The following is a 19,055-nucleotide window of genomic DNA, read 5'->3' as shown; positions in this document are numbered from 1 at the left end:
GTCTTTAAAAATTATTTATTTTCAATAATGCTTATCGCATAACCTCCACCAGGAGCAGAAAACTGAGATAATTTTGATTTATTAGTTACAGCAATTTTCTTGATTGTATAAGCTTGCGGATTCGTTTTGTAATGCGCATCTTTTGCATCAGCATAAATGGTTGCTGTATATTTTTTACCTTTTTCAAGGAAACTGAAATCGATGTTTGAAGTACGTGGAGTTTCTCCGTTTACGTTTCCGATAAACCAGTTATTTGTTCCTTTTGCTTTACGCGCAACTGTAATAAAATCTCCAGGTTCAGCTTCGATATATTTACTTTCTGACCAATCTACAGCAACATCTTTAATGAATTGGAATGCATCTGGAAAACGGTTGTAGTTTTCTGGGGTATCAGCAGCCATTTGCAACGGGCTGTACATTGTAACGTATAATGCCAATTGGTTACAGATTGTACTGTTTACATGCGATTTGTTGTCAGGATTCATTTTGCTAATATCCATTTCGAAGATTCCAGGAGTGTAATCCATTGGACCACCAATTAAACGTGTAAAAGGTAAAACCGTTACATGGTTTGGTTTAGAACCTCCAAAAGCTTGGTACTCTGTTCCTCTTGCCGCTTCGTTTCCAATTAAGTTAGGATACGTTCTTGCAATTCCCGTTGGACGGACTGCTTCGTGAGCGTTCACCATAATTTTGTAATCTGCCGCTTTTTCGATTGCATATTGGTAGTGGTTTACAATCCATTGGCTGTAGTGATTTTCGCCTCTTGGCAAAATATCACCTACGTAACCGCTTTTTACAGCATCATATCCATTATCATTCATGAATTTGTAAGCTGCATCCATGTGGCGCTCGTAGTTACGAACAGAACCTGAAGTTTCGTGGTGCATGATGATTTTTACACCTTTAGATTTTGCATATTCGTGAAGACCTTTTACATCAAAATCTGGGTAAGGCGTTAAGAAATCAAAAACATAATCTTTTGAGTGACCAAACCAGTCTTCCCAACCTTCGTTCCATCCTTCAACTAAAACAGCGTCGAAACCATTAGCAGCAGCAAAATCAATGTATTTTTTTACGTTAGCATTGTTTGCTCCATGTGTTCCGTTTGGTTTTGCTTTTGAAAAATCTGAAACTCCCAATTGAACTGTAGGGAAATCGTTTGTGTATGACCAAGAGCTTTTTCCTGTAATCATTTCCCACCAAACACCAACGTATTTTACTGGTTTAATCCAAGAAGTATCATCAATTTTTGAAGGATCATTTAAATTATAAGTCATTTTTGAAGCTAAGATTTCTCTAGCGTCATCACTTACCATAATCGTTCTCCATGGTGAGTGGCTTGGCGCTTGCATATAACCTTTGTCACCTTTTGCATCTGGTGTTAGCCAAGAGTTGAAAACGAAGTTTTTGTCATCTAAATTCAAGTGCATACAAGAATAGTTGATTAAAGCCGCTTCGTGAAGGTTGATGTAAATTCCGTCGTTAGTTTTTAACATCAAAGAAGTCTGAACTCCTGTTGGAGAAAAAGATTTTTGCGAAACGTTTGCCGTATAAGCTTTTTGAGATAAACCTCTAATTTCAGATAATTTCGATTTTGTATAATCGTATTCCTGAGTATCATAATCTCCTGGAATCCAGAAAGCAGTATGATCTCCAGTCATAGCAAATTGAGATCTTTCTTCTTTAATTACAAAGTAAGTAAGATTCTTTTGCGCTGGGAATTCATATCTAAATCCTAAACCGTCATCAAATAAACGGAAACGGATAATAATTTGTCTGTCTGTTCCTTTTTGGTTTAAAGTCACAGCCAATTCATTATAATGATTTCTGATGTGATCTACTTCTCCCCAAACAGGTTTCCAAGTTTCATCAAAAGTTGAAGTTTTTGTATCAGCAATTGTAAAATCATTCAATAAAGATTTTTTATCATCTTTAAGTTCAAGACCTAATTTACTGGTTTTTACAACTTCTTTGTTTTTGTATTTTAAATTGTACGTTGGAGTTCCGTCGTTTTGAAGAGAAAATTCCATTACGAACTTGCCTTCGGGTGATTTTAATTGTTGTGCTTCAGCGATTGAGCTAAAAGCAAACAAGATTAAACTTGCGAAAAATAAGTTTTTCATGTTTTTTAGATTTTTAGTGTATTGTAATTTAATTTATTTGTACAAATTTACTTGCAATTTCAGGTTTTCCATTAACAATAATTGTTAAATCTTGATCGCCGTCTACAGTAAATGTTGTTTCGTTATGATTTACAGCTACTTTCAAAATTTGATTTCTGAAATTAATTTTAAACGAATAGCCTTTCCATTCTTTTGGAATTTTTGGAGAGAAATGCAATTGATCATTTTTCACTCGCATTCCTCCAAAGCCTTCTACAATACTCATCCAGGTTCCAGCCATCGACGTGATGTGACAACCTTCTTCAACCTCTTTATTATAATCGTCCAAATCTAAACGAGATGTTCTTAAGTAGAAAGTATACGCCATATCCATTTTATCTAAAGCTGCTGCTTGAATCGAGTGCACGCAAGGCGAAAGTGAACTTTCGTGAACGGTAAATGATTCGTAAAACTCAAAATTGCGTTTTAATTCTTCTTTAGAAAAATGATCTTCGAAGAAATAGAAACCTTGTAAAACGTCAGCTTGTTTAATATATGGCGAACGTAAAACGCGATCCCAAGACCATTTTTGGTTAATTGGACGCTGCGAACGATCTAAATCTTTTACCGGAACTAAATCTTTGTCTAAGAAACCGTCTTGCTGTAAATAGATTCCCAGTTCTTCAGAAATAGGGAAGTACATGTCGTCTGCTACTTTTTTCCATTCTTTGACTTCTTCTGCAGAAAGACTTACTTTATCCATCACTCTTTTGTGATCTGCAGGATATTCTGAAGCTACTTTTTCAATTTGTTCAGCAGCAAAATCAATACACCATTTTGCAATATAATTGGTGTAGAAATTATTGTTGATGTTGTTTTCGTATTCGTTTGGACCTGTAACTCCAAGGATTACATATTGATTTTTATCTTTAGAAAAAGAAGCTCTCTGATGCCAGAAACGCGCAATTCCGATTAAAACCTCAAGACCTTTTTCTGGAATATAAGAGTAATCTCCTGTGTAACGGTTGTAATTGTAAATCGCAAAAGCAATAGCGCCATTTCTATGAATTTCTTCGTGTGTGATTTCCCATTCATTGTGGCATTCTTCACCATTCATGGTCACCATTGGGTATAAAGCAGCGCCGTTTTTGAAACCTAAATTATCTTTAGCGTTTTCAATCGCTTTGTCCAATTGATTGTAACGATAAGTCAACAGATTTCTTGCAACCTGTTGGTCTTTTGTCGCCATGTAAAATGGAATACAATAAGCCTCAGTGTCCCAATAAGTTGATCCGCCGTATTTTTCTCCTGTAAATCCTTTTGGACCAATGTTTAAACGAGAATCTTTTCCTGAATAGGTTTGGTTTAATTGGAAGATATTGAAGCGAATTCCTTGTTGTGCTTTTACATCACCTTCAATAGTAATATCTGACATTTCCCAGATTTTCGCCCAAGCTTCAATTTGATTTTGAAGTAAAGTATCGTATCCTAAAGCAACAGCAGATTTGATTACTTTTTCGGCTCCAGCCAAAGTATTTTCGTGGTTTAAAGAAACCGTGTAACCTCCAATTTTTTGAATTGTTGAGGTTTGTCCTTTTGCAATTATAGTTCCGTAAGTATATTGAACTTTATCTACAGTTGAATCGATCGTCGATGGCGAAACGTTGATATTTTCTCCATTTGCCAAAATCGTATTGTGCATGAAAGTCGTAACTTTAAAATGCGTTTTAAACGTTTGAGCGGTTACAAAAGCTTCGTTTGTGCCTTTTTTAACTTCAAGCGGTTCCCAGAATTTTTCTTCCCAGTTCGCATCTTCATTAGTTACACCAGCATCAATATAAGGTTTATAAACAATTTTTGCATCTTTGTTTAAAGGTGTAATATCGTATTTGATAACTCCAGCCTCGTCTAAATCTAATGAAAGAAAACGACGAACATTTACCGCAATTTCAGTTCCGTTTTTTAGAACTGCCTCAAAAGAACGGTTGTACCATCCTTCTTTCATGTTCAATTCTCTACGAAAGTTTCTAACTTCGGTACACGTATTTAAATCAAGATTTTCTTCGTTGATTTCAATATCAATTCCAATCCAGTTTGGAGCGTTTAGAACTTTGGCAAAATATTTCGGATAACCGTTTTTCCACCAGCCCACTTTTGTTTTGTCTGGATAATAAATTCCTGCGATATAACTTCCTTGAAAAGTTTCTGCGGAATAAGATTCTTCAAAATTTGCACGCTGTCCCATAGCACCGTTTCCGATACTAAAAAGACTTTCAGAAGATTTTACTCTCTCTGCGTCAAATCCTTCTTCAATAATAGACCAATTGTCTGGTTTTATATAATCTTGGTTCATCTTTTAAATTAGATAATTCGGCAATTTGGTAATTAGATAATTGCCTTGGTTTCTTATTCACTTTTTACATTCATTTGAGTAATTGTTGCATTAGAATATTTGTCGATGAGAAGAATTATCTCATTGACACATTTTCTAATTATCCAATTAACTCATCAATAAAGCTTGTTTCGATTTGGGTAAAATCTTTAAAAATATGATCAGCTTCATGTAAAATTGTTTCCTCACCAATTCCCACACTTACCATTTCTGCGATATTTGCTGCCTGAATTCCGGCAACAGAATCTTCAAATACAATTGAATTTTTTGGATCAATGTTTAATAATTGAGCCGCTTTTAAGAAAACTTCAGGGTCTGGTTTTGCATTGCTCACATCATTACCGTCAACAACAACATCGAAGTAAGACAGAACACCTGTTTTTTCTAGAATTGGTCTTGCATTTTTACTGGCAGAACCCAATGCAATTCCCTGATTTTTATCTTTTAATAGTTTTAGAATTTTTAAAACTCCTGGAAGAACCTCACTTTCATCCATGTCAACTAAATAAGATAGGTAATCTTCATTTTTTTGAATTAACCATTGATCTTTTTGTTCTTGAGTAGCCTGAACATTTCCTAACCCAAGTATAATGTCTAGCGAACGAACGCGACTAACACCTTTTAGAAGTTCGTTGTCTTCATGGGTAAAATTGATATTTAACGATTTGGCAATTTTCTGCCAAGCCAAAAAGTGGTATTTAGCGGTATCAACGATCACTCCGTCAAGATCGAATATGAATGCTTTTTTGCTCATTGTATGGAAAATTCTTAATTATGATTTTTGAGTAAAGTCGTCTACGTCTTTTACTTTAGATACTAAAGCTGCAGCAATTAGGAAACTGACACCGCTTGTAACCAAAGCATAAATGGCATCTCCGTTGTAAAGGTATTTTACAATTGGACCACCTATAAGAGCGTTTACAATTTGAGGAATAACAACAAAGAAGTTGAAGATTCCCATGTAAACTCCCATTTTTTTAGGTGTAATAGAACCCGCGAGAATAGCGTAAGGCATTGCCAGGATACTCGCCCAAGCAACTCCGATTAAGATCATTGGCAGTACAACCCAATCTTCATTTGGCATGAAATAAATGGAGATTAATCCAATTCCTCCAATAACCAATGAAAGTGAGTGAGTTGCTTTTCTTCCGATTTTTTTAGCGATATAAGGCAAGAAAAACAAAGCGACAATAGCCGAAACTAAGTTGTAAACACCAAACAGAATCCCAACCCAGTCACCAGCGTCTTGATATTGCTGACTTGATGTGTCTTCTAACGGTAATCCGTAAATGTGATGTGCGATTGCTGGAGTGGTAAAAACCCACATTCCGAATAATCCGAACCAAGAGAAAAACTGCACCCAGCTAAGCTGACGCATGGTTGTTGGCATTTTTGCAAAATCGGTAAAAATGTCTGTGATTTTTGATTTCTCCTCAGAATCAGAAATTGCTTCACTTTGCGGATCTTCAAATTTTGCCAGTTCTTCTGGTGAATATTCTTTTGTTGTGAATAGCGTAACTAGGATAGAACCAATTAAAACTGCCGCACCAATGATAAATGACAAAGTCAAGTTTAAGGGTACGCTTCCTGGAATTGTGCTGTTTGGCACACCAAAATACTTCGTTAAAATATATGGTAATGCAGAACCAATTACAGCTCCAAAACCAATTAAAGAAGTTTGAATACTAAATCCTGCAGTACGCTGATCTGTTCTTAAATTGTCTCCAACAAGTGCTCTGAAAGGCTCCATTGCAATGTTAAAAGAGGCGTCCATAATCATTAACATTCCCGCTCCAACCCATAAGGCAGGTAAAATAGAAATGAAAATGTTAGCCTGTGGCATTAGAATTAATCCCACCGAAGCTAAAACGGCTCCCACTAAAAAGAAAGGTTTTCGTCTGCCGAATCTTCCCCAGGTTTTGTCGCTATAATGACCAATAATAGGCTGCACTATTAATCCCATAAGGGGAGCAATAATCCAGAACCACGAAAGTTCATGTACGTCGGCACCAAAAATTTGAAGAATTCTGCTGGCATTTGCATTTTGAAGTGCAAACCCCATTTGGATTCCTAAGAAACCGAAACTCATATTCCAGATTTCCCAGAAACTTAATTTACGCTTTTCCATTATCGTAATTTGTAAAAAATTATACGATAAGCGCTTTGCTTATCAAAACTTACTGTTTTTTCGAAGTAAAAGTAAAAGCCTTGACGGGCGTAAAAGTATTAATTATTTTTTTATTTATGCTAATAAAAAAGCCATAAATATTTTTTATGGCTTTAGAAAGTATTGATTTTAAGAAAATTAGTCAGTAGATTCTCTTTTTATTAGATGTGTTTCTATCACTTCTGTAATATAATTTTCATTGTGTTCTTCGTCGTCATCTTCTTCGGCTTCTATTCTTTCTATAAGCATTTTAGCTGCTTTATTCCCCATTTTTTCACCGCTTTGGCTTACTGTTGTAATGCTTGGAGTGGAATATTTTGAAATAATTCCATCGGTAAAAGCAATTACAGCCAAATCTTCAGGAACTTTTAATCCCATTTTATTGGCTGTTTTGATAATAGTTACTGCAAATAGCTCATTTACAGCAAAAACAGCATCAAAAGCTCTAGCGTGCAGAAGCTCAGAAATGGTTATTTCGCAAGTATCTACATCTTCAATCTTTATGATTAAATCTTCATTGAAAGGTAATCCGTTATCTAATAAAGCTTTTTCGTAGCCGTCTGTTCTCAGTTTTCCAACGCTTACATAATCAACAGTTGTTACGAGCGCGATTTTTTTACGTCCACTGTCAATTAAACTCTGAACCGCTTCATAAGCTGCAGATTTATCATCAATAATCACTTTATCGCACAAAATATCGTTGGTAACTCGGTCAAACATGACTACGGGCATTCCTTGATTTATAACTTCTGTAATGTGATGGAAGTCGCCTTTATACTGCGTTTCTTTAGAAAGAGACATGATAAAACCGTCAATGCTTCCGTTGGCCAACATCTCCATATTTAGGACTTCTTTATCAAAAGAATCATCAGATACACAAATGACTACGCTATATCCATATTCGTTTGCTACCTGTTCAATTCCGTTGATTACAGTAGAGAAAAAGTAGTGTACAATTTCGGGAATAATGATGCCGATACTCTTCGTTTTTCGGTTTTTTAAACTAAGAGCAATATTGTTTGGTTTGTAGTTGTAAAACTTTGCAAAAGCCTGAACTTTTAGGCGTGTTTCTTCTCCAATTTCGAGACTGTTTCTGAGTGATTTTGAGACAGTTGAAATGGATACGTCAAGTTCCTTTGCAATCTGTTTGAGGGTTATTTTACGTTTCATGGAGTTAATCGAAAAAAATCTAATTAATAATAAAGGTGTATAATATTTTTGGTATTTGCAATTTTAACACTGAAAGATTACAAAAAATAGAAAGTTTTCAACACTACCACGTTTTCGTAAAGCAATAAAAAGTGCCTGCTGTCGAGCATGTTAATAAATTCATAATTTTGAAATTCGAAGTAAAATTAAAAACTTAACTAACATTCAAAAACTCAAAACTAATTTAAACAAAAAGTATGAAAACAATTTACAAAAAGTTGTTATTTTTATTCCTATTGTTGCCTTTTACAGTGTTGGCTCAGAACACTTTAAAAGGGACTGTTGTTGATAAAACGACAGGTCAGCCAATACCAGGGGTAAATGTAAATGTACAAGGTGCTCCAAACGGTGCATCAACAGGATTTGATGGAAATTACCAGCTGTCAAATGTTAAAAACGGTAACAAAATTGTTGTTTCTTTTATTGGTTACAAAACAGAAACAATTGAGTACACTGGTCAAAAAACACTTAACGTTACTTTAGAAGAAGATACCAATCAGCTTAAAGAAGTTGTGGTACAAGTTGGTTATGGTACTGTTAAGAAAAAAGATGCAACAGGATCTGTTTCTCAAATTTCAGCAAAAGAATTTAATAAGGGAATTAACGTAACTCCAGAAACTTTGATCAGCGGACGTATTGCTGGTGTGAATGTAGTAGGAGGAGGAGCTCCAGGTGCTAAAGCTGATATTAGAATTCGTGGAGGATCTTCATTAAGTGCATCAAATGAGCCTTTAATTGTATTAGATGGGCTTCCATTAACAAATGATGTTCCTAGTGGAGCAACAAGTATTTTGTCTACAATTGATCCAAATGACATTGAGTCTTTTACAGTATTGAAAGATGCTTCTGCTGCAGCGATTTATGGATCTCGTGCTGCAAGTGGTGTAATTGTTATTACTACTAAAAAAGGATCAAAAGGTGGAGTAAAAGTTAATTTTAGCTCTCAAGTTGGTATTAATACAGTTGCTAATCAAGTTGATGTATTAAATGCAGATCAATTTCGTGCGTTAGTTAACGAAAAAGGTTCTGCTGCTCAAAAAGCATTGTTAGGAACAGCAAATACAAATTGGCAGGACGAAATATTCCATACGGCTTTAACAACTAATAATAACATCTCTGTTAGTGGGGCTTTGTTTGATAAATTACCTGTACGTTTATCTGTTGGAAATGTTGATAATCCTGGAATCTTAAGAAACACTTCTTTTGAAAGAACTACGACATCGATATCGTTAAACCCTGTGTTGTTTGATAATCATTTGAAAATTGATATTAGTGGAAACTTAGCTTTTGGAAAAAATCAATTTCAAGATGAAAATGCTGTTATTGGAAGTGCTATTGGATTTGATCCAACACAATCAGTTTATGAAGAAGGATCTCGTTATGGAGGATATTTTGAATGGTTAGAAGCTAATGGAAATGTACCATTATTACCAGCAAGAAACCCTGTCGCAAGATTAAATCAAGATAACAGAAGAGCTACTTCGACTAGAAAATGGGGGAATGTTAGATTGGATTACAAATTTCACTTCTTTGAAGATTTAAGAGCTGTTGTTGAAGCTGGTATCGATAGATTTGACAGTAACGGAAATACTACAGTAAGTACTGAAAGTATTTTAGGTTATCAGCCAAAACCATTTAATGGTCCTGATTATGTGAACTATGGAAACTATTCTAAGTACACAGATATGCTTCAGAACAAAAACTTAAATGCTTACTTTAATTATACAAAAGATTTAGGTAAATTTAAAGTTGATGCTACAGCTGGTTACAACTACCAATTATTTCAAAGAGAAAGATATCAATCTGGAGAGTTAAGACAGCCAAATCCTAATGAAGATGTTAATACAAGTCCAGATATTAATTTACAATCTTATTTCGGTCGTGTTAATTTAGGATATGACAGTAGATATTTGGCAACCATAAATTACAGAAGAGACGGAAGTTCTCGTTTTTCTGAGAAATACAGATGGGGAGATTTTGGTGGAGTTGCTTTAGCATGGAATGTTGCAGAAGAAGCATTTTTAAAAGACAACCAAACATTATCAAGTCTTAAATTAAGATTTGGTTATGGAACAACTGGTCAGCAAGATATATCTGCAGCATATGATTACTTGAAAAGAGTAACATTAGGTACAATTAATACTCAGTATATTTTTGGAGGTCAGATTTATTCTACTGCAAGACCTGAAGGTTATAACGAAAATATTAAGTGGGAAGAATTGGCAGAGATGAACATTGGTATCGATTTCGGATTCTTAAATGATAGAATTACAGGATCAGTAAACTACTTTGATAAAAAATCTAGTGATTTATTAGCAGATGTAGTGGTGCCAGATGGAGCAAATATTAGAAACTCTGGAACATATAATATTGGTAGCGTAAGAACAAAAGGAGTTGAGTTTAGCATTCAATCAGATGTTATTAAGAATGATAAATTAACATGGAATGTTGCTTTTAATACTACTTATATTGACCAAAAAATTGATGATTTAGGAGTTACAGTTCCTGGTTTCCAAGGTTATTTAACAGGTGATAATATTGCAGGAGGTTCAGGAAATCAAATACAAGTAAACTCAGTAGGTTATGCTCCAAGATCATTCTTGGTTTATGAGCAATTATATGATGCAAATAAAAAGCCTATTGCAGGTGCTTATGTAGATAGAAATGGTGACGGAAAAATTGACGCTTCAGATCGTTACAGATTCCATAAGCCTGCCGCAGATTACACTTTTGGTTTGTTTTCTACTTTGAATTATAAAAAGTTTGATTTCACAATGAACTGGAGAGCAAGTTTAGGAAATTATATTTTCGATAACGTAAGCTCAAACTTAGGATATTCTGATGCCGCGTTAAGAAGAGATACTGACTTATCTAATGTTAGTGTTGATTATCTAAATACAGGTTTTAGATATGAAGATAATGGTACACAACGTTATTTGTCTAATTACTACATTAAAGATGCTTCTTTTATCAAATTAGACAACATTACTTTGGGTTATACTTTCGATAAAAATTTATTAAAAGCTGCTTCTTTAAGATTTACAGCGGGAGTTCAGAATGTATTTGTATTAACAAAATACAATGGTTTAGATCCAGAGAGATTCAATGGAATTGATAACAATGTATATCCAAGAGCTAGAACTTTCTTGTTTGGTGTAAATGCAAGCTTCTAGTAGATTTTTGAAAAACAAATTTAAAAAAACATAAAATGAAAATATCATTTAAATATATATCTTATTTTTTCCTACTTGTTTTAGGATTGAATATGACGCTTACTTCATGTACGAGCGACTTGAATGTTACTCCGACTGATGATGATGAATTTTTATCAGAGCAGTTCTTTCAAGATCCAGCATCATATAAACAAGTCTTAGCGAAATTATATGCAGGTTTGTATGTTGGAGGTAACGATGGAGATGGTCAAGCAGATATCTCTGGAATTGGAGGAGATTTTAGTAGTTATTTGCGTTTGCTTTTTGTAACGCAAGAGTTTACTACCGACGAGGCTATTATTGCGTGGGCAGATGGAACACTACCAACTTTAAATTCTCAAACTTGGTCTCCTGCAAATGAATTTTTGGCAGGAACATATTCAAGAGCATTCTATGAAATTAGTGTTGCCAATGAATTTTTAAGACAAACGACAGAAGAAAAATTAGCTTCAAGAGGTGTTGATGCTAGTTTGAAAGCTGAAATTGCTACATTCAGAGCAGAGGCTCGTTTCTTAAGAGCTTTTTCTTATGTTAATTTGATGGATTTATTTGGGAATGTGCCAATTACAACTGAGGCTGATCCAGTAGGATTCTTTTACCCTGTGCAAAAAACAAGGGCTGAAGTTTTTGCTTTTGTTGAAGCAGAATTAAAAGATTTAGACAATAGTTTAGCGGCTTCAAGAACAAACGAATATGGAAGAATTGATAAAACAGCAGCTAAATTTTTATTAGCGCAGATTTATTTAAATTCAAAAGTTTATACTGGAACTGATAGATTTAATGATGCTGGTACATTATGTGCTGATATTATTAATAATTCAGGATATACATTTGCAAATGTTCCATATAGCTATTTATTCTCTGCAGATAACGATGTAAATGGAGCTCAATCAGAATTTATTTTCCCAGTTATAAGTGATGGTAATGCTATTAGAGCTACAGGAGGAGGAATGAGTTTTATTCTTCATGCATCTATCGGAGGTAGTATGGATGCTGCTTCAAGAGGTATGGATGGTGGCTGGCAGGGAATCAGAACTCGTAGAGAGTTTGTGAATTTATTTCCTGATGAAACTGCTACTGGAGATAAAAGAGGAACTTTTTATACAAATGGGCAATCAAAAGATATTAAGAATGTTGGAACATTTACAGATGGTTATGCTGTAACGAAATACATTAATAAAAAATCAGATGGATCTGCAGCTCAAAGAAATGATATTCCTGACACAGATTTTCCAATGTTCAGATTATCAGATGTATATTTAATGTATGCTGAGGCTGCATTAAGAGGAGCTTCATCTGCAAATACAGGAACTGCGGTAGGATATATCAATCAGCTTCGTATGAGAGCAAATGCTGCAACTATTACTGCATCACAATTAAATCTTGATTTTGTTTTGGATGAAAGAGGAAGAGAATTGTTTTGGGAATGCCATAGAAGAACCGATTTAATTCGTTTTGGTAAATTCACAGGAGGATCTAAAATCTGGCAATGGAAAGGTGGTTCTATAAATGGAATTGCTACTGATTCTTATAGAGATTTGATGCCAATTCCTTCTAGAATTATACAAGCTAACCCAACTTTAAAACAAAATCCAGGATACTAACTAACCTTATAAAAATATTAAAAATGAAAAATATACATAAAATTTTAATTGCTTTCATCGGTGTTTTAGCAGTTTCATGTAATGCTGATGATGTAGAAGACAGACCTGTAATCGAAGCGTCAACAGCTCCTGTTTTATTGAATCCTAAATCTGATTTTACAATTGTACTTTCAAAAGAAACGGAGAATGATGTAGCAACAACTGTTGTGTGGGATGATGCAGCATACAGCGGGATGCAAACTGTAGTAAACTATACTGTTGAAATAGCTAAAGAAGGAACAAATTTTGCTACTCCTATTACAGTAACAAATACAACAGAGAAATTTGCAACCTTAACAGTATCTGAATTAAATTCAGCATTAGTTAATGGTGGTTTTGTTGAGAAAGAAGCTAATAAGGTTGATATTCGTATCAAAGCTGTTGTTGGAGCTTCTGGACTTCCACAATATTCTAATTCTTACACTATTACAGCTACGCCATATCATGTGCCATTAGCAAGTTCTCACTGGTTAGTTGGTGCAGCTACCCCAGGAGGCTGGACATGGGCTGGTGATGCAGAAACAGAATTCCCATTAGTAGTTGGTACAACAAATATTTATAAAGTAACAATTGTTCTTAACAGCGGAGAAGCTTTTAGAGAATTCTTAGGTAACAACTTTACAAGTGATGGTAACTGGGATCAAAGTCATAACTATACTTACTATTCAAACTTAGGTTATGAAATAGATGATGAATTAGTAAATGCAAATGATGGAGACAGTAACTTTAAATATACTGGACCAACAGGACCAAGAGTTTTAACTATTGACAATGCTGCGAAAAAAATAACATTAGATTAGTTTTAATATAATTTACAAAAGGGCTATCTCCAGATAGCCCTTTTTTAATCAAACGAACTATTTAGCTAACCACTATAACTATGAAAAGAATTTTACTATTAACGTTTTTATTGTTGTCGTTAGCTGTTTCTGCTCAAGTGCAGACAGTTACGTACTCAATAAATCCGGCAACATTTGATGACACTACACCCATAACTATCACAATAAATGGGACAAGTGTTGATGAAACTTCATGGGGAATTAGTACAACTCATGCATTGTATCTTTGGTCATGGTCTTATGATGTAAATGATACAAATCAGGCAGATAGCCCTTCAAACGGATCTTGGACAGCATCAAACGAGGCTAGTAAGTTTACTTATAATGCAGGAACAGATACTTACACTAAAACAATAACGCCATCTGTTTATTTTAATAGAAATGGAATAGGAAGAATAGGTTTTCTTGTTAAAACAAAAGACGGTACAGGTGATAAAAAATCACAAGACATTCTTGTTGAAGTAGGTTCGTTTCAAGTTTCGTTAACTTCACCTGTTGAAAATAGTACTTCAATTATTTCTTCAGGAGCCAATTTTAATATAGCTGCAACAAATACAAATGGAGTGGCAAGTTATACTTTGAAGGCAAATGGCGTAACTGTCAATACAAACGCAAGTACTTCAAGCTATTCTTATACGCATACAGGTCTTACAAGTAATCAAAGCTATGAATTGATTGCAACACAAGGAACAACAACAATTTCTAAGAAATTTTCGGTAGTGGTAAATCCGAATACTGTTTCTGAGGCGATGCCTGCAGGTTTGGTTGACGGAGTTAATTATAATACTTCAGATGCTACAAAAGCCACTTTGGTATTAGATGCTCCTTTAAAAGATTTCGTTTACGTTGCAGGAAGTTTTAATAACTGGCAACCTACATCGGCGTATGCCATGAAAAAAGATCCTTCTTCAGGAAAATTTTGGTTAGAAATTACAGGTTTAGTATCAGGAGTAAACAATACGTATCAGTATTGGGTTGTCGATACAACTCCACTTGCTAATTCGCCATCAATGGTAAAAACAGCAGACCCATATTCTACTTTAGTATTATCTCCTTATGATGATCCTTCAATTCCTGCTTCAAAATATCCAAATATGCCTGTATATCCTGCAGGACAAAGTTTTGAAGTTACGGTTTTAAAAACAGGACAGACTCCTTATAATTGGCAAGTGACTAATTTTGTTAAACCTGAAAAAGAGAAATTAGTTGTTTATGAAGTTTTGGTTCGCGATTTTGATGCTGGAAGAAGCTATCAAAATTTAATTGACAGAATAGATTACTTTAAAAATCTAAAAATTAATGCAATAGAATTAATGCCAGTAATGGAATTTGAAGGCAATGAAAGCTGGGGGTATAATACTTCCTTTCACATGGCTTTAGATAAATTCTATGGTACATCAGATAAATTAAAAGAGTTTATTGATTTATGCCATCAAAACGGAATTGCTGTAATTCTTGATGTGGCGCTAAATCATGCTTTTGGAAGAAATCCAATGGTAAGAATGTGGATGAATGATCCTGATGGTGATGGTTTTGGCTCGCCAACAGCAGAAAATCCATATTTTAACACGGTAGCAAAACATTCTTATAGTGTAGGGGAAGATTTTAATCACCAATCACTGAAAACTCAATATTATGTAAACCGTGTAATTAAACAATGGATTGAGGAATACAAAATTGATGGTTTCCGTTGGGATTTAACGAAAGGATTTACTCAAGCTTGTACAGCTTCAGACGAAAGTTGCACCAATAGCTATCAGCAAGATAGAGTAGATGTTTTGAAAAAATATGCCGATTATTCATGGGGTCTAGATCCAACGCATTATACCATTTTTGAACACTTAGGAACTGATACTGAAGAGCAACAGTGGGCAAATTACAGAGTGGCAGAAACCCCAAGTAAAGGAGTTATGATGTGGGGAAAAATGACAGATCAATATAATCAATTGTCAATGGGATATTCATCAAGCAGTAATATTTATAGAATGAATAGCTCAAGTCGTGGTTTTACAGCAAATCGTTTAATGGGTTATGCTGAAAGTCATGATGAAGAACGATTAATGTATAAAAATGTGCAGTACGGAGCTTCAAGCGGAAGTTATAATGTGAAAACATTAAATACAGCTTTGTCAAGAATGTCTGCAATTGGAGCAGTTTCATTATTAATTCCTGGCCCAAAAATGATTTGGCATTTTGGGGAATTAGGATGGGATGATTCAATTTATACATGCAATGACGGAACTGTAAATGATAATTCATCAACAATTTCAGGCGATTGTAAATTAGATACAAAACCACAGCCACAATGGACAGAAAATTGGCTTGGCGATTCTAATCGAAATAAAATTTACAATGATTGGGCTAAGATGATTACGCTTAAAAAATCAGAACCTGTGTTTTTAGGAACTGCAACTATGGCTAATACAGCAACTTTGTCTGTAAATATCAAAATTACAAATAGTAATTTAACTGCTGCTCAATTAAAAGATGTTGTGATTTTAGCCAATTTTGATGTAACTACACAAAGTATGGTTCCTGCATTTCAATACACAGGAACTTGGTATAATTTAATGGATAACACCACGATTAATGTTACTGATGTGAATGCAACAATTAGTCTTGCTCCAGGAGAATATAGAATTTATGGTAATAAGCAAGCAAATCTGGCAATAGAAAATTTTGAAAAAGGAAATGCAGTTAGTTTGTATCCAAATCCAGTTGCAGATTATTTTACCCTAAATTTTGCGGCTTTAAAAGTAGATGTTTATTCTGTTTCAGGACAATTAGTAAAAACATATAATGCAAACGGTAATGCAGATTTTCAATTTTCAGTAAGTGGATTAACTTCTGGATTATATCTAGTAAAAGCGTTTGACGAAAACAATAATGCTCGCGTTGCGAAGTTTATTAAAAATTAGGTTTGGTTAGTAATGAAAAAAGGGCTGTCTAGAAATAGACAGCCTTTTTTTGTTTTTATATTTATTTCTTTTTGTTGTTATATTCTCCAATCAAAGAATAATAACCAAATGTTCCTAATCCCATAACTATAAGTGGGGTTAGTATAAAAAGAATTATTACGCCAAATACTAAATCATCTTGTTGGTCTGAAAGTAATTTTGGTAAACCAAATTCAAACACACAGAAATATGCAGCCGCCGCTGCCAAAGCAATCCAAAACGCCCCTAAAACTTGTTTAATCGCATTCATTTTTTTGTAAATTTTAAAGGTGAGTAATTTTGTTTTTGTTGTCAATATAAATCATCCCAATAACAAAGCAGATTCCGGCAATAATTATTGGATACCATAAACCCTCCAAATAAAAATCGGCTTTGCCTGCTGTTTTGGCGTGTGATACAAAATAGGTAGAAATAGCAGGAAGTAAACCTCCAAAAATTCCATTTCCAACATGGTAAGGAAGAGACATAGAAGTGTATCTAATTTTAGTTGGAAACATTTCGACTAAAAATGCAGCAATCGGACCGTAAACCATTGTTACAAATAGCACTTGAATAAAAACCAAGAAAATTAAAGTCCATTTATCGCTTGAATTAATTGTAATTGAGAGGCTTGTTTGCACATCTTTTTTCTCCATGTACGTTTTTTTCTCAATTACAGTTGTACCGTCCGTATATTTTTTTTGAGTTATGGTAACCGAACTTCCATCATCCTTATGTTCTGTGGTTTCTCTTGGGTTTTCTAAAACTTCAGTTTTTTGATTGATATCTGTGGTGTTGTACATCGTTTTGTAAATAGGCCTATAAGATAAAATAGCCAGAAGCATTCCAAACATCATGATGTATTTGCGTCCAAACTTATCACTGAGCCATCCGAAAGCAATAAAAAATGGTGTACCAATTAAAAGAGTTATTCCTAATAATTCATCTACTTGTGAAGAATCAACATTCATTACTGTCTTCATAAAACTCATGGCGTAGAATTGTCCTGTATACCAAACAACACCTTGTCCCATTGTCGCACCGAACAAAGCCAAAAGAACAAATTTTAGATTATATCTATTTCCAAAACTTTCCTTTAACGGATTTGTGCTTGTTGTTCCTTCCTTTTTGGCCTTCGCGAAAACTGGAGATTCGTCCATATTTTTTCGAATTAAATACGAAACTCCAACCATAGCGATTGAAACCCAAAAAGGAACGCGCCATCCCCATAAATCAAAAGCCTCTGCAGAAAGTACACTTTTAGTGGCTAGAATAACCATTAAGGAAATAAATAAGCCAACAGTAGCCGTGGTCTGAATCCAAGAAGTCCAATATCCTTTTTCTCCAGCTGGTGCGTGCTCAGCTACGTAAGTTGCAGCTCCGCCATATTCTCCTCCAAGAGCAAGACCTTGCAGTAAACGTAAAACCAGAACTAATAAAGGAGCTAGAAAACCAATAGATTCATAACTGGGAATACAGCCAATTAAAAAAGTAGAACCACCCATTAATAATAAGGTAGCCATGAAAGTATATTTTCGACCAATAATATCACCAAGTCTCCCAAAGAATAAAGCTCCAAACGGGCGAACTACAAATCCAGCTGCAAATGTGGCTAAAGTAGATAAAAATGCTGCGGTTGGATTATCACTAGGGAAAAATTTGGTTGAAATAACAACGGCTAAACTGCCAAAAATGTAAAAATCATACCATTCGATCATGGTGCCCATAGAAGAGGCTGAAATTACTTTCCAAATGCCCTTAGTAGAAGTTTTGCTCATAAAACCGCTTTGAGATCTTGTTAATAAATTAAATTTAAAAATAGAGTTTTACGAATATAAGAGATATTTGTTTATTCGCTTAATACTTTTTTAACAAAAACTTATTATTTGTTGACATTTGATTTTCGAAGTGAAAAAGATTTAACCGCAAAGAGCGCAAAGATTTACGCAAAGGTTCGCAAAGTTTAAAACTAACTTTGCGAACCTTGCGCTTTTTTTCTTTGCGCTCTTTGCGGTTAGGCAAAACAGAAAAGTATAAAAACAAAAAACCCGAATCCCGAAGCCTCGGGACTATTCGGGTTTTGTGGTACCTCCAGTCCCGAGGCTTCGGGAGAACCAGAGACACATTATAATTTTCTCTTAAGAAGAATATCTTTTAAGATTGATGGATCTGATATTATTTTAGCATTAAAGACTTTGCTTTTCATTCTTTTAATAAACTTTTCAAGATATAGTGCTTCACTTTTATTATCACACATAAAAGTTAAGACTACTTCCCAGTCTGAAGCAATTTTAGTGAAAGAATTTGCATAAAAATGATTTTGATGTTTAAAAATTCGTTCATCGATGTTGTTTGTTTCACCGATATAGAACTTTTGAGTAGAACTAGAATACAGGATATATAAGTAATGCATCTATAAAAAAGTATAAAAACAAAAAACCCGAATATTACTATTCGGGTTTTGTGGTACCTCCAGGGATCGAACCAGGGACACATGGATTTTCAGTCCATTGCTCTACCATCTGAGCTAAGGTACCGTGCTTGTTTGTTGC

Annotated in this window: 12 protein-coding genes and 1 tRNA gene; 4 read left to right on the top strand and 9 right to left on the bottom strand. The window is 34.5% G+C overall.

The genetic code is table 11. The features are described 5' to 3' along the window. Positions 1–11 precede the first annotated feature (11 nt). The 5 genes from V6624_RS07885 to V6624_RS07865 all read right to left on the bottom strand — a co-directional run bounded on the left by V6624_RS07885 (position 12) and on the right by V6624_RS07865 (position 7,834). Positions 12–2,126, bottom strand: coding sequence for a glycoside hydrolase family 97 protein (locus V6624_RS07885; protein WP_338841490.1), 2,115 nt, complete (start codon positions 2,124–2,126; stop codon positions 12–14). 28 nt (positions 2,127–2,154) lie between these two features. After that, the gene (locus V6624_RS07880; RefSeq protein WP_338841488.1) at positions 2,155–4,458 is read right to left on the bottom strand and encodes a glycoside hydrolase family 65 protein; all 2,304 of its coding nucleotides are present in this window, start codon (positions 4,456–4,458) and stop codon (positions 2,155–2,157) included. A gap of 139 nt (positions 4,459–4,597) precedes the next feature. After that, entirely contained in the window at positions 4,598–5,251 is a 654-nt protein-coding gene (pgmB, locus tag V6624_RS07875; protein ID WP_338841486.1) for a beta-phosphoglucomutase, read from the bottom strand. 18 nt (positions 5,252–5,269) lie between these two features. After that, a complete protein-coding gene (locus V6624_RS07870) occupies positions 5,270–6,625 on the bottom strand; it encodes an MFS transporter (RefSeq protein WP_338841485.1) in 1,356 nt (451 codons plus the stop codon). 177 nt (positions 6,626–6,802) lie between these two features. Continuing rightward, positions 6,803–7,834 carry a LacI family DNA-binding transcriptional regulator gene (locus V6624_RS07865; RefSeq protein WP_274255178.1) on the bottom strand — a complete coding sequence of 344 codons (1,032 nt, stop codon included), beginning with the start codon at positions 7,832–7,834 and terminating at the stop codon, positions 6,803–6,805. A gap of 236 nt (positions 7,835–8,070) precedes the next feature. Between V6624_RS07865 and V6624_RS07860 the strand changes: the two genes are divergently transcribed. From V6624_RS07860 to V6624_RS07845, 4 genes are all read left to right on the top strand, one after another. Continuing rightward, complete coding sequence (locus V6624_RS07860) at positions 8,071–11,046, top strand: TonB-dependent receptor (RefSeq protein WP_338841484.1); 2,976 nt, start codon at positions 8,071–8,073, stop codon at positions 11,044–11,046. Between the two features lie 35 nt (positions 11,047–11,081). Next, complete coding sequence (locus V6624_RS07855; RefSeq protein WP_111288400.1) at positions 11,082–12,689, top strand: RagB/SusD family nutrient uptake outer membrane protein; 1,608 nt, start codon at positions 11,082–11,084, stop codon at positions 12,687–12,689. 23 nt (positions 12,690–12,712) lie between these two features. Next, the gene (locus V6624_RS07850; RefSeq protein ID WP_111288398.1) at positions 12,713–13,528 is read left to right on the top strand and encodes a SusE domain-containing protein; all 816 of its coding nucleotides are present in this window, start codon (positions 12,713–12,715) and stop codon (positions 13,526–13,528) included. Between the two features lie 80 nt (positions 13,529–13,608). Continuing rightward, positions 13,609–16,485 carry an alpha-amylase family glycosyl hydrolase gene (locus V6624_RS07845; protein ID WP_338841483.1) on the top strand — a complete coding sequence of 959 codons (2,877 nt, stop codon included), beginning with the start codon at positions 13,609–13,611 and terminating at the stop codon, positions 16,483–16,485. Positions 16,486–16,546: 61 nt separating this feature from the next. Here V6624_RS07845 and V6624_RS07840 read toward each other — a convergent pair whose 3' ends face one another. The 4 genes from V6624_RS07840 to V6624_RS07825 form a co-directional block, all read right to left on the bottom strand. Further along, positions 16,547–16,774, bottom strand: coding sequence for a DUF6814 family protein (locus V6624_RS07840; RefSeq protein WP_111288546.1), 228 nt, complete (start codon positions 16,772–16,774; stop codon positions 16,547–16,549). Positions 16,775–16,787: 13 nt separating this feature from the next. Beyond that, positions 16,788–18,281 carry an MFS transporter gene (locus V6624_RS07835; RefSeq protein WP_338841482.1) on the bottom strand — a complete coding sequence of 498 codons (1,494 nt, stop codon included), beginning with the start codon at positions 18,279–18,281 and terminating at the stop codon, positions 16,788–16,790. Between the two features lie 347 nt (positions 18,282–18,628). Beyond that, positions 18,629–18,916, bottom strand: coding sequence for a GIY-YIG nuclease family protein (locus V6624_RS07830; protein ID WP_111288392.1), 288 nt, complete (start codon positions 18,914–18,916; stop codon positions 18,629–18,631). 51 nt (positions 18,917–18,967) lie between these two features. Further along, a tRNA-Phe gene (locus V6624_RS07825) sits at positions 18,968–19,040 on the bottom strand. Between the last annotated feature and the right edge of the window lie 15 nt (positions 19,041–19,055).

It is taken from the genome of Flavobacterium ginsenosidimutans, from assembly GCF_037478105.1.
Classification (GTDB): Bacteria; Bacteroidota; Bacteroidia; order Flavobacteriales; family Flavobacteriaceae; genus Flavobacterium; species Flavobacterium ginsenosidimutans.
Note: the sequence above shows the minus strand (reverse complement) of the source record. Positions and strands in the feature narration are given on the sequence as shown.

What these genes read in the sequence shown, in the direction of transcription:
- V6624_RS07835 (WP_338841482.1), bottom strand. Translation starts at nt 18,281, where the DNA reads ATGAGCAAAACTTCTACTAAGGGCATTTGGAAAGTAATTTCAGCCTCT.
- V6624_RS07855 (WP_111288400.1), top strand. Translation starts at nt 11,082, where the DNA reads ATGAAAATATCATTTAAATATATATCTTATTTTTTCCTACTTGTTTTA.
- V6624_RS07885 (WP_338841490.1), bottom strand. Translation starts at nt 2,126, where the DNA reads ATGAAAAACTTATTTTTCGCAAGTTTAATCTTGTTTGCTTTTAGCTCA.
- V6624_RS07860 (WP_338841484.1), top strand. Translation starts at nt 8,071, where the DNA reads ATGAAAACAATTTACAAAAAGTTGTTATTTTTATTCCTATTGTTGCCT.
- V6624_RS07850 (WP_111288398.1), top strand. Translation starts at nt 12,713, where the DNA reads ATGAAAAATATACATAAAATTTTAATTGCTTTCATCGGTGTTTTAGCA.
- V6624_RS07845 (WP_338841483.1), top strand. Translation starts at nt 13,609, where the DNA reads ATGAAAAGAATTTTACTATTAACGTTTTTATTGTTGTCGTTAGCTGTT.
- V6624_RS07830 (WP_111288392.1), bottom strand. Translation starts at nt 18,916, where the DNA reads ATGCATTACTTATATATCCTGTATTCTAGTTCTACTCAAAAGTTCTAT.
- pgmB (WP_338841486.1), bottom strand. Translation starts at nt 5,251, where the DNA reads ATGAGCAAAAAAGCATTCATATTCGATCTTGACGGAGTGATCGTTGAT.
- V6624_RS07870 (WP_338841485.1), bottom strand. Translation starts at nt 6,625, where the DNA reads ATGGAAAAGCGTAAATTAAGTTTCTGGGAAATCTGGAATATGAGTTTC.
- V6624_RS07840 (WP_111288546.1), bottom strand. Translation starts at nt 16,774, where the DNA reads ATGAATGCGATTAAACAAGTTTTAGGGGCGTTTTGGATTGCTTTGGCA.
- V6624_RS07865 (WP_274255178.1), bottom strand. Translation starts at nt 7,834, where the DNA reads ATGAAACGTAAAATAACCCTCAAACAGATTGCAAAGGAACTTGACGTA.
- V6624_RS07880 (WP_338841488.1), bottom strand. Translation starts at nt 4,458, where the DNA reads ATGAACCAAGATTATATAAAACCAGACAATTGGTCTATTATTGAAGAA.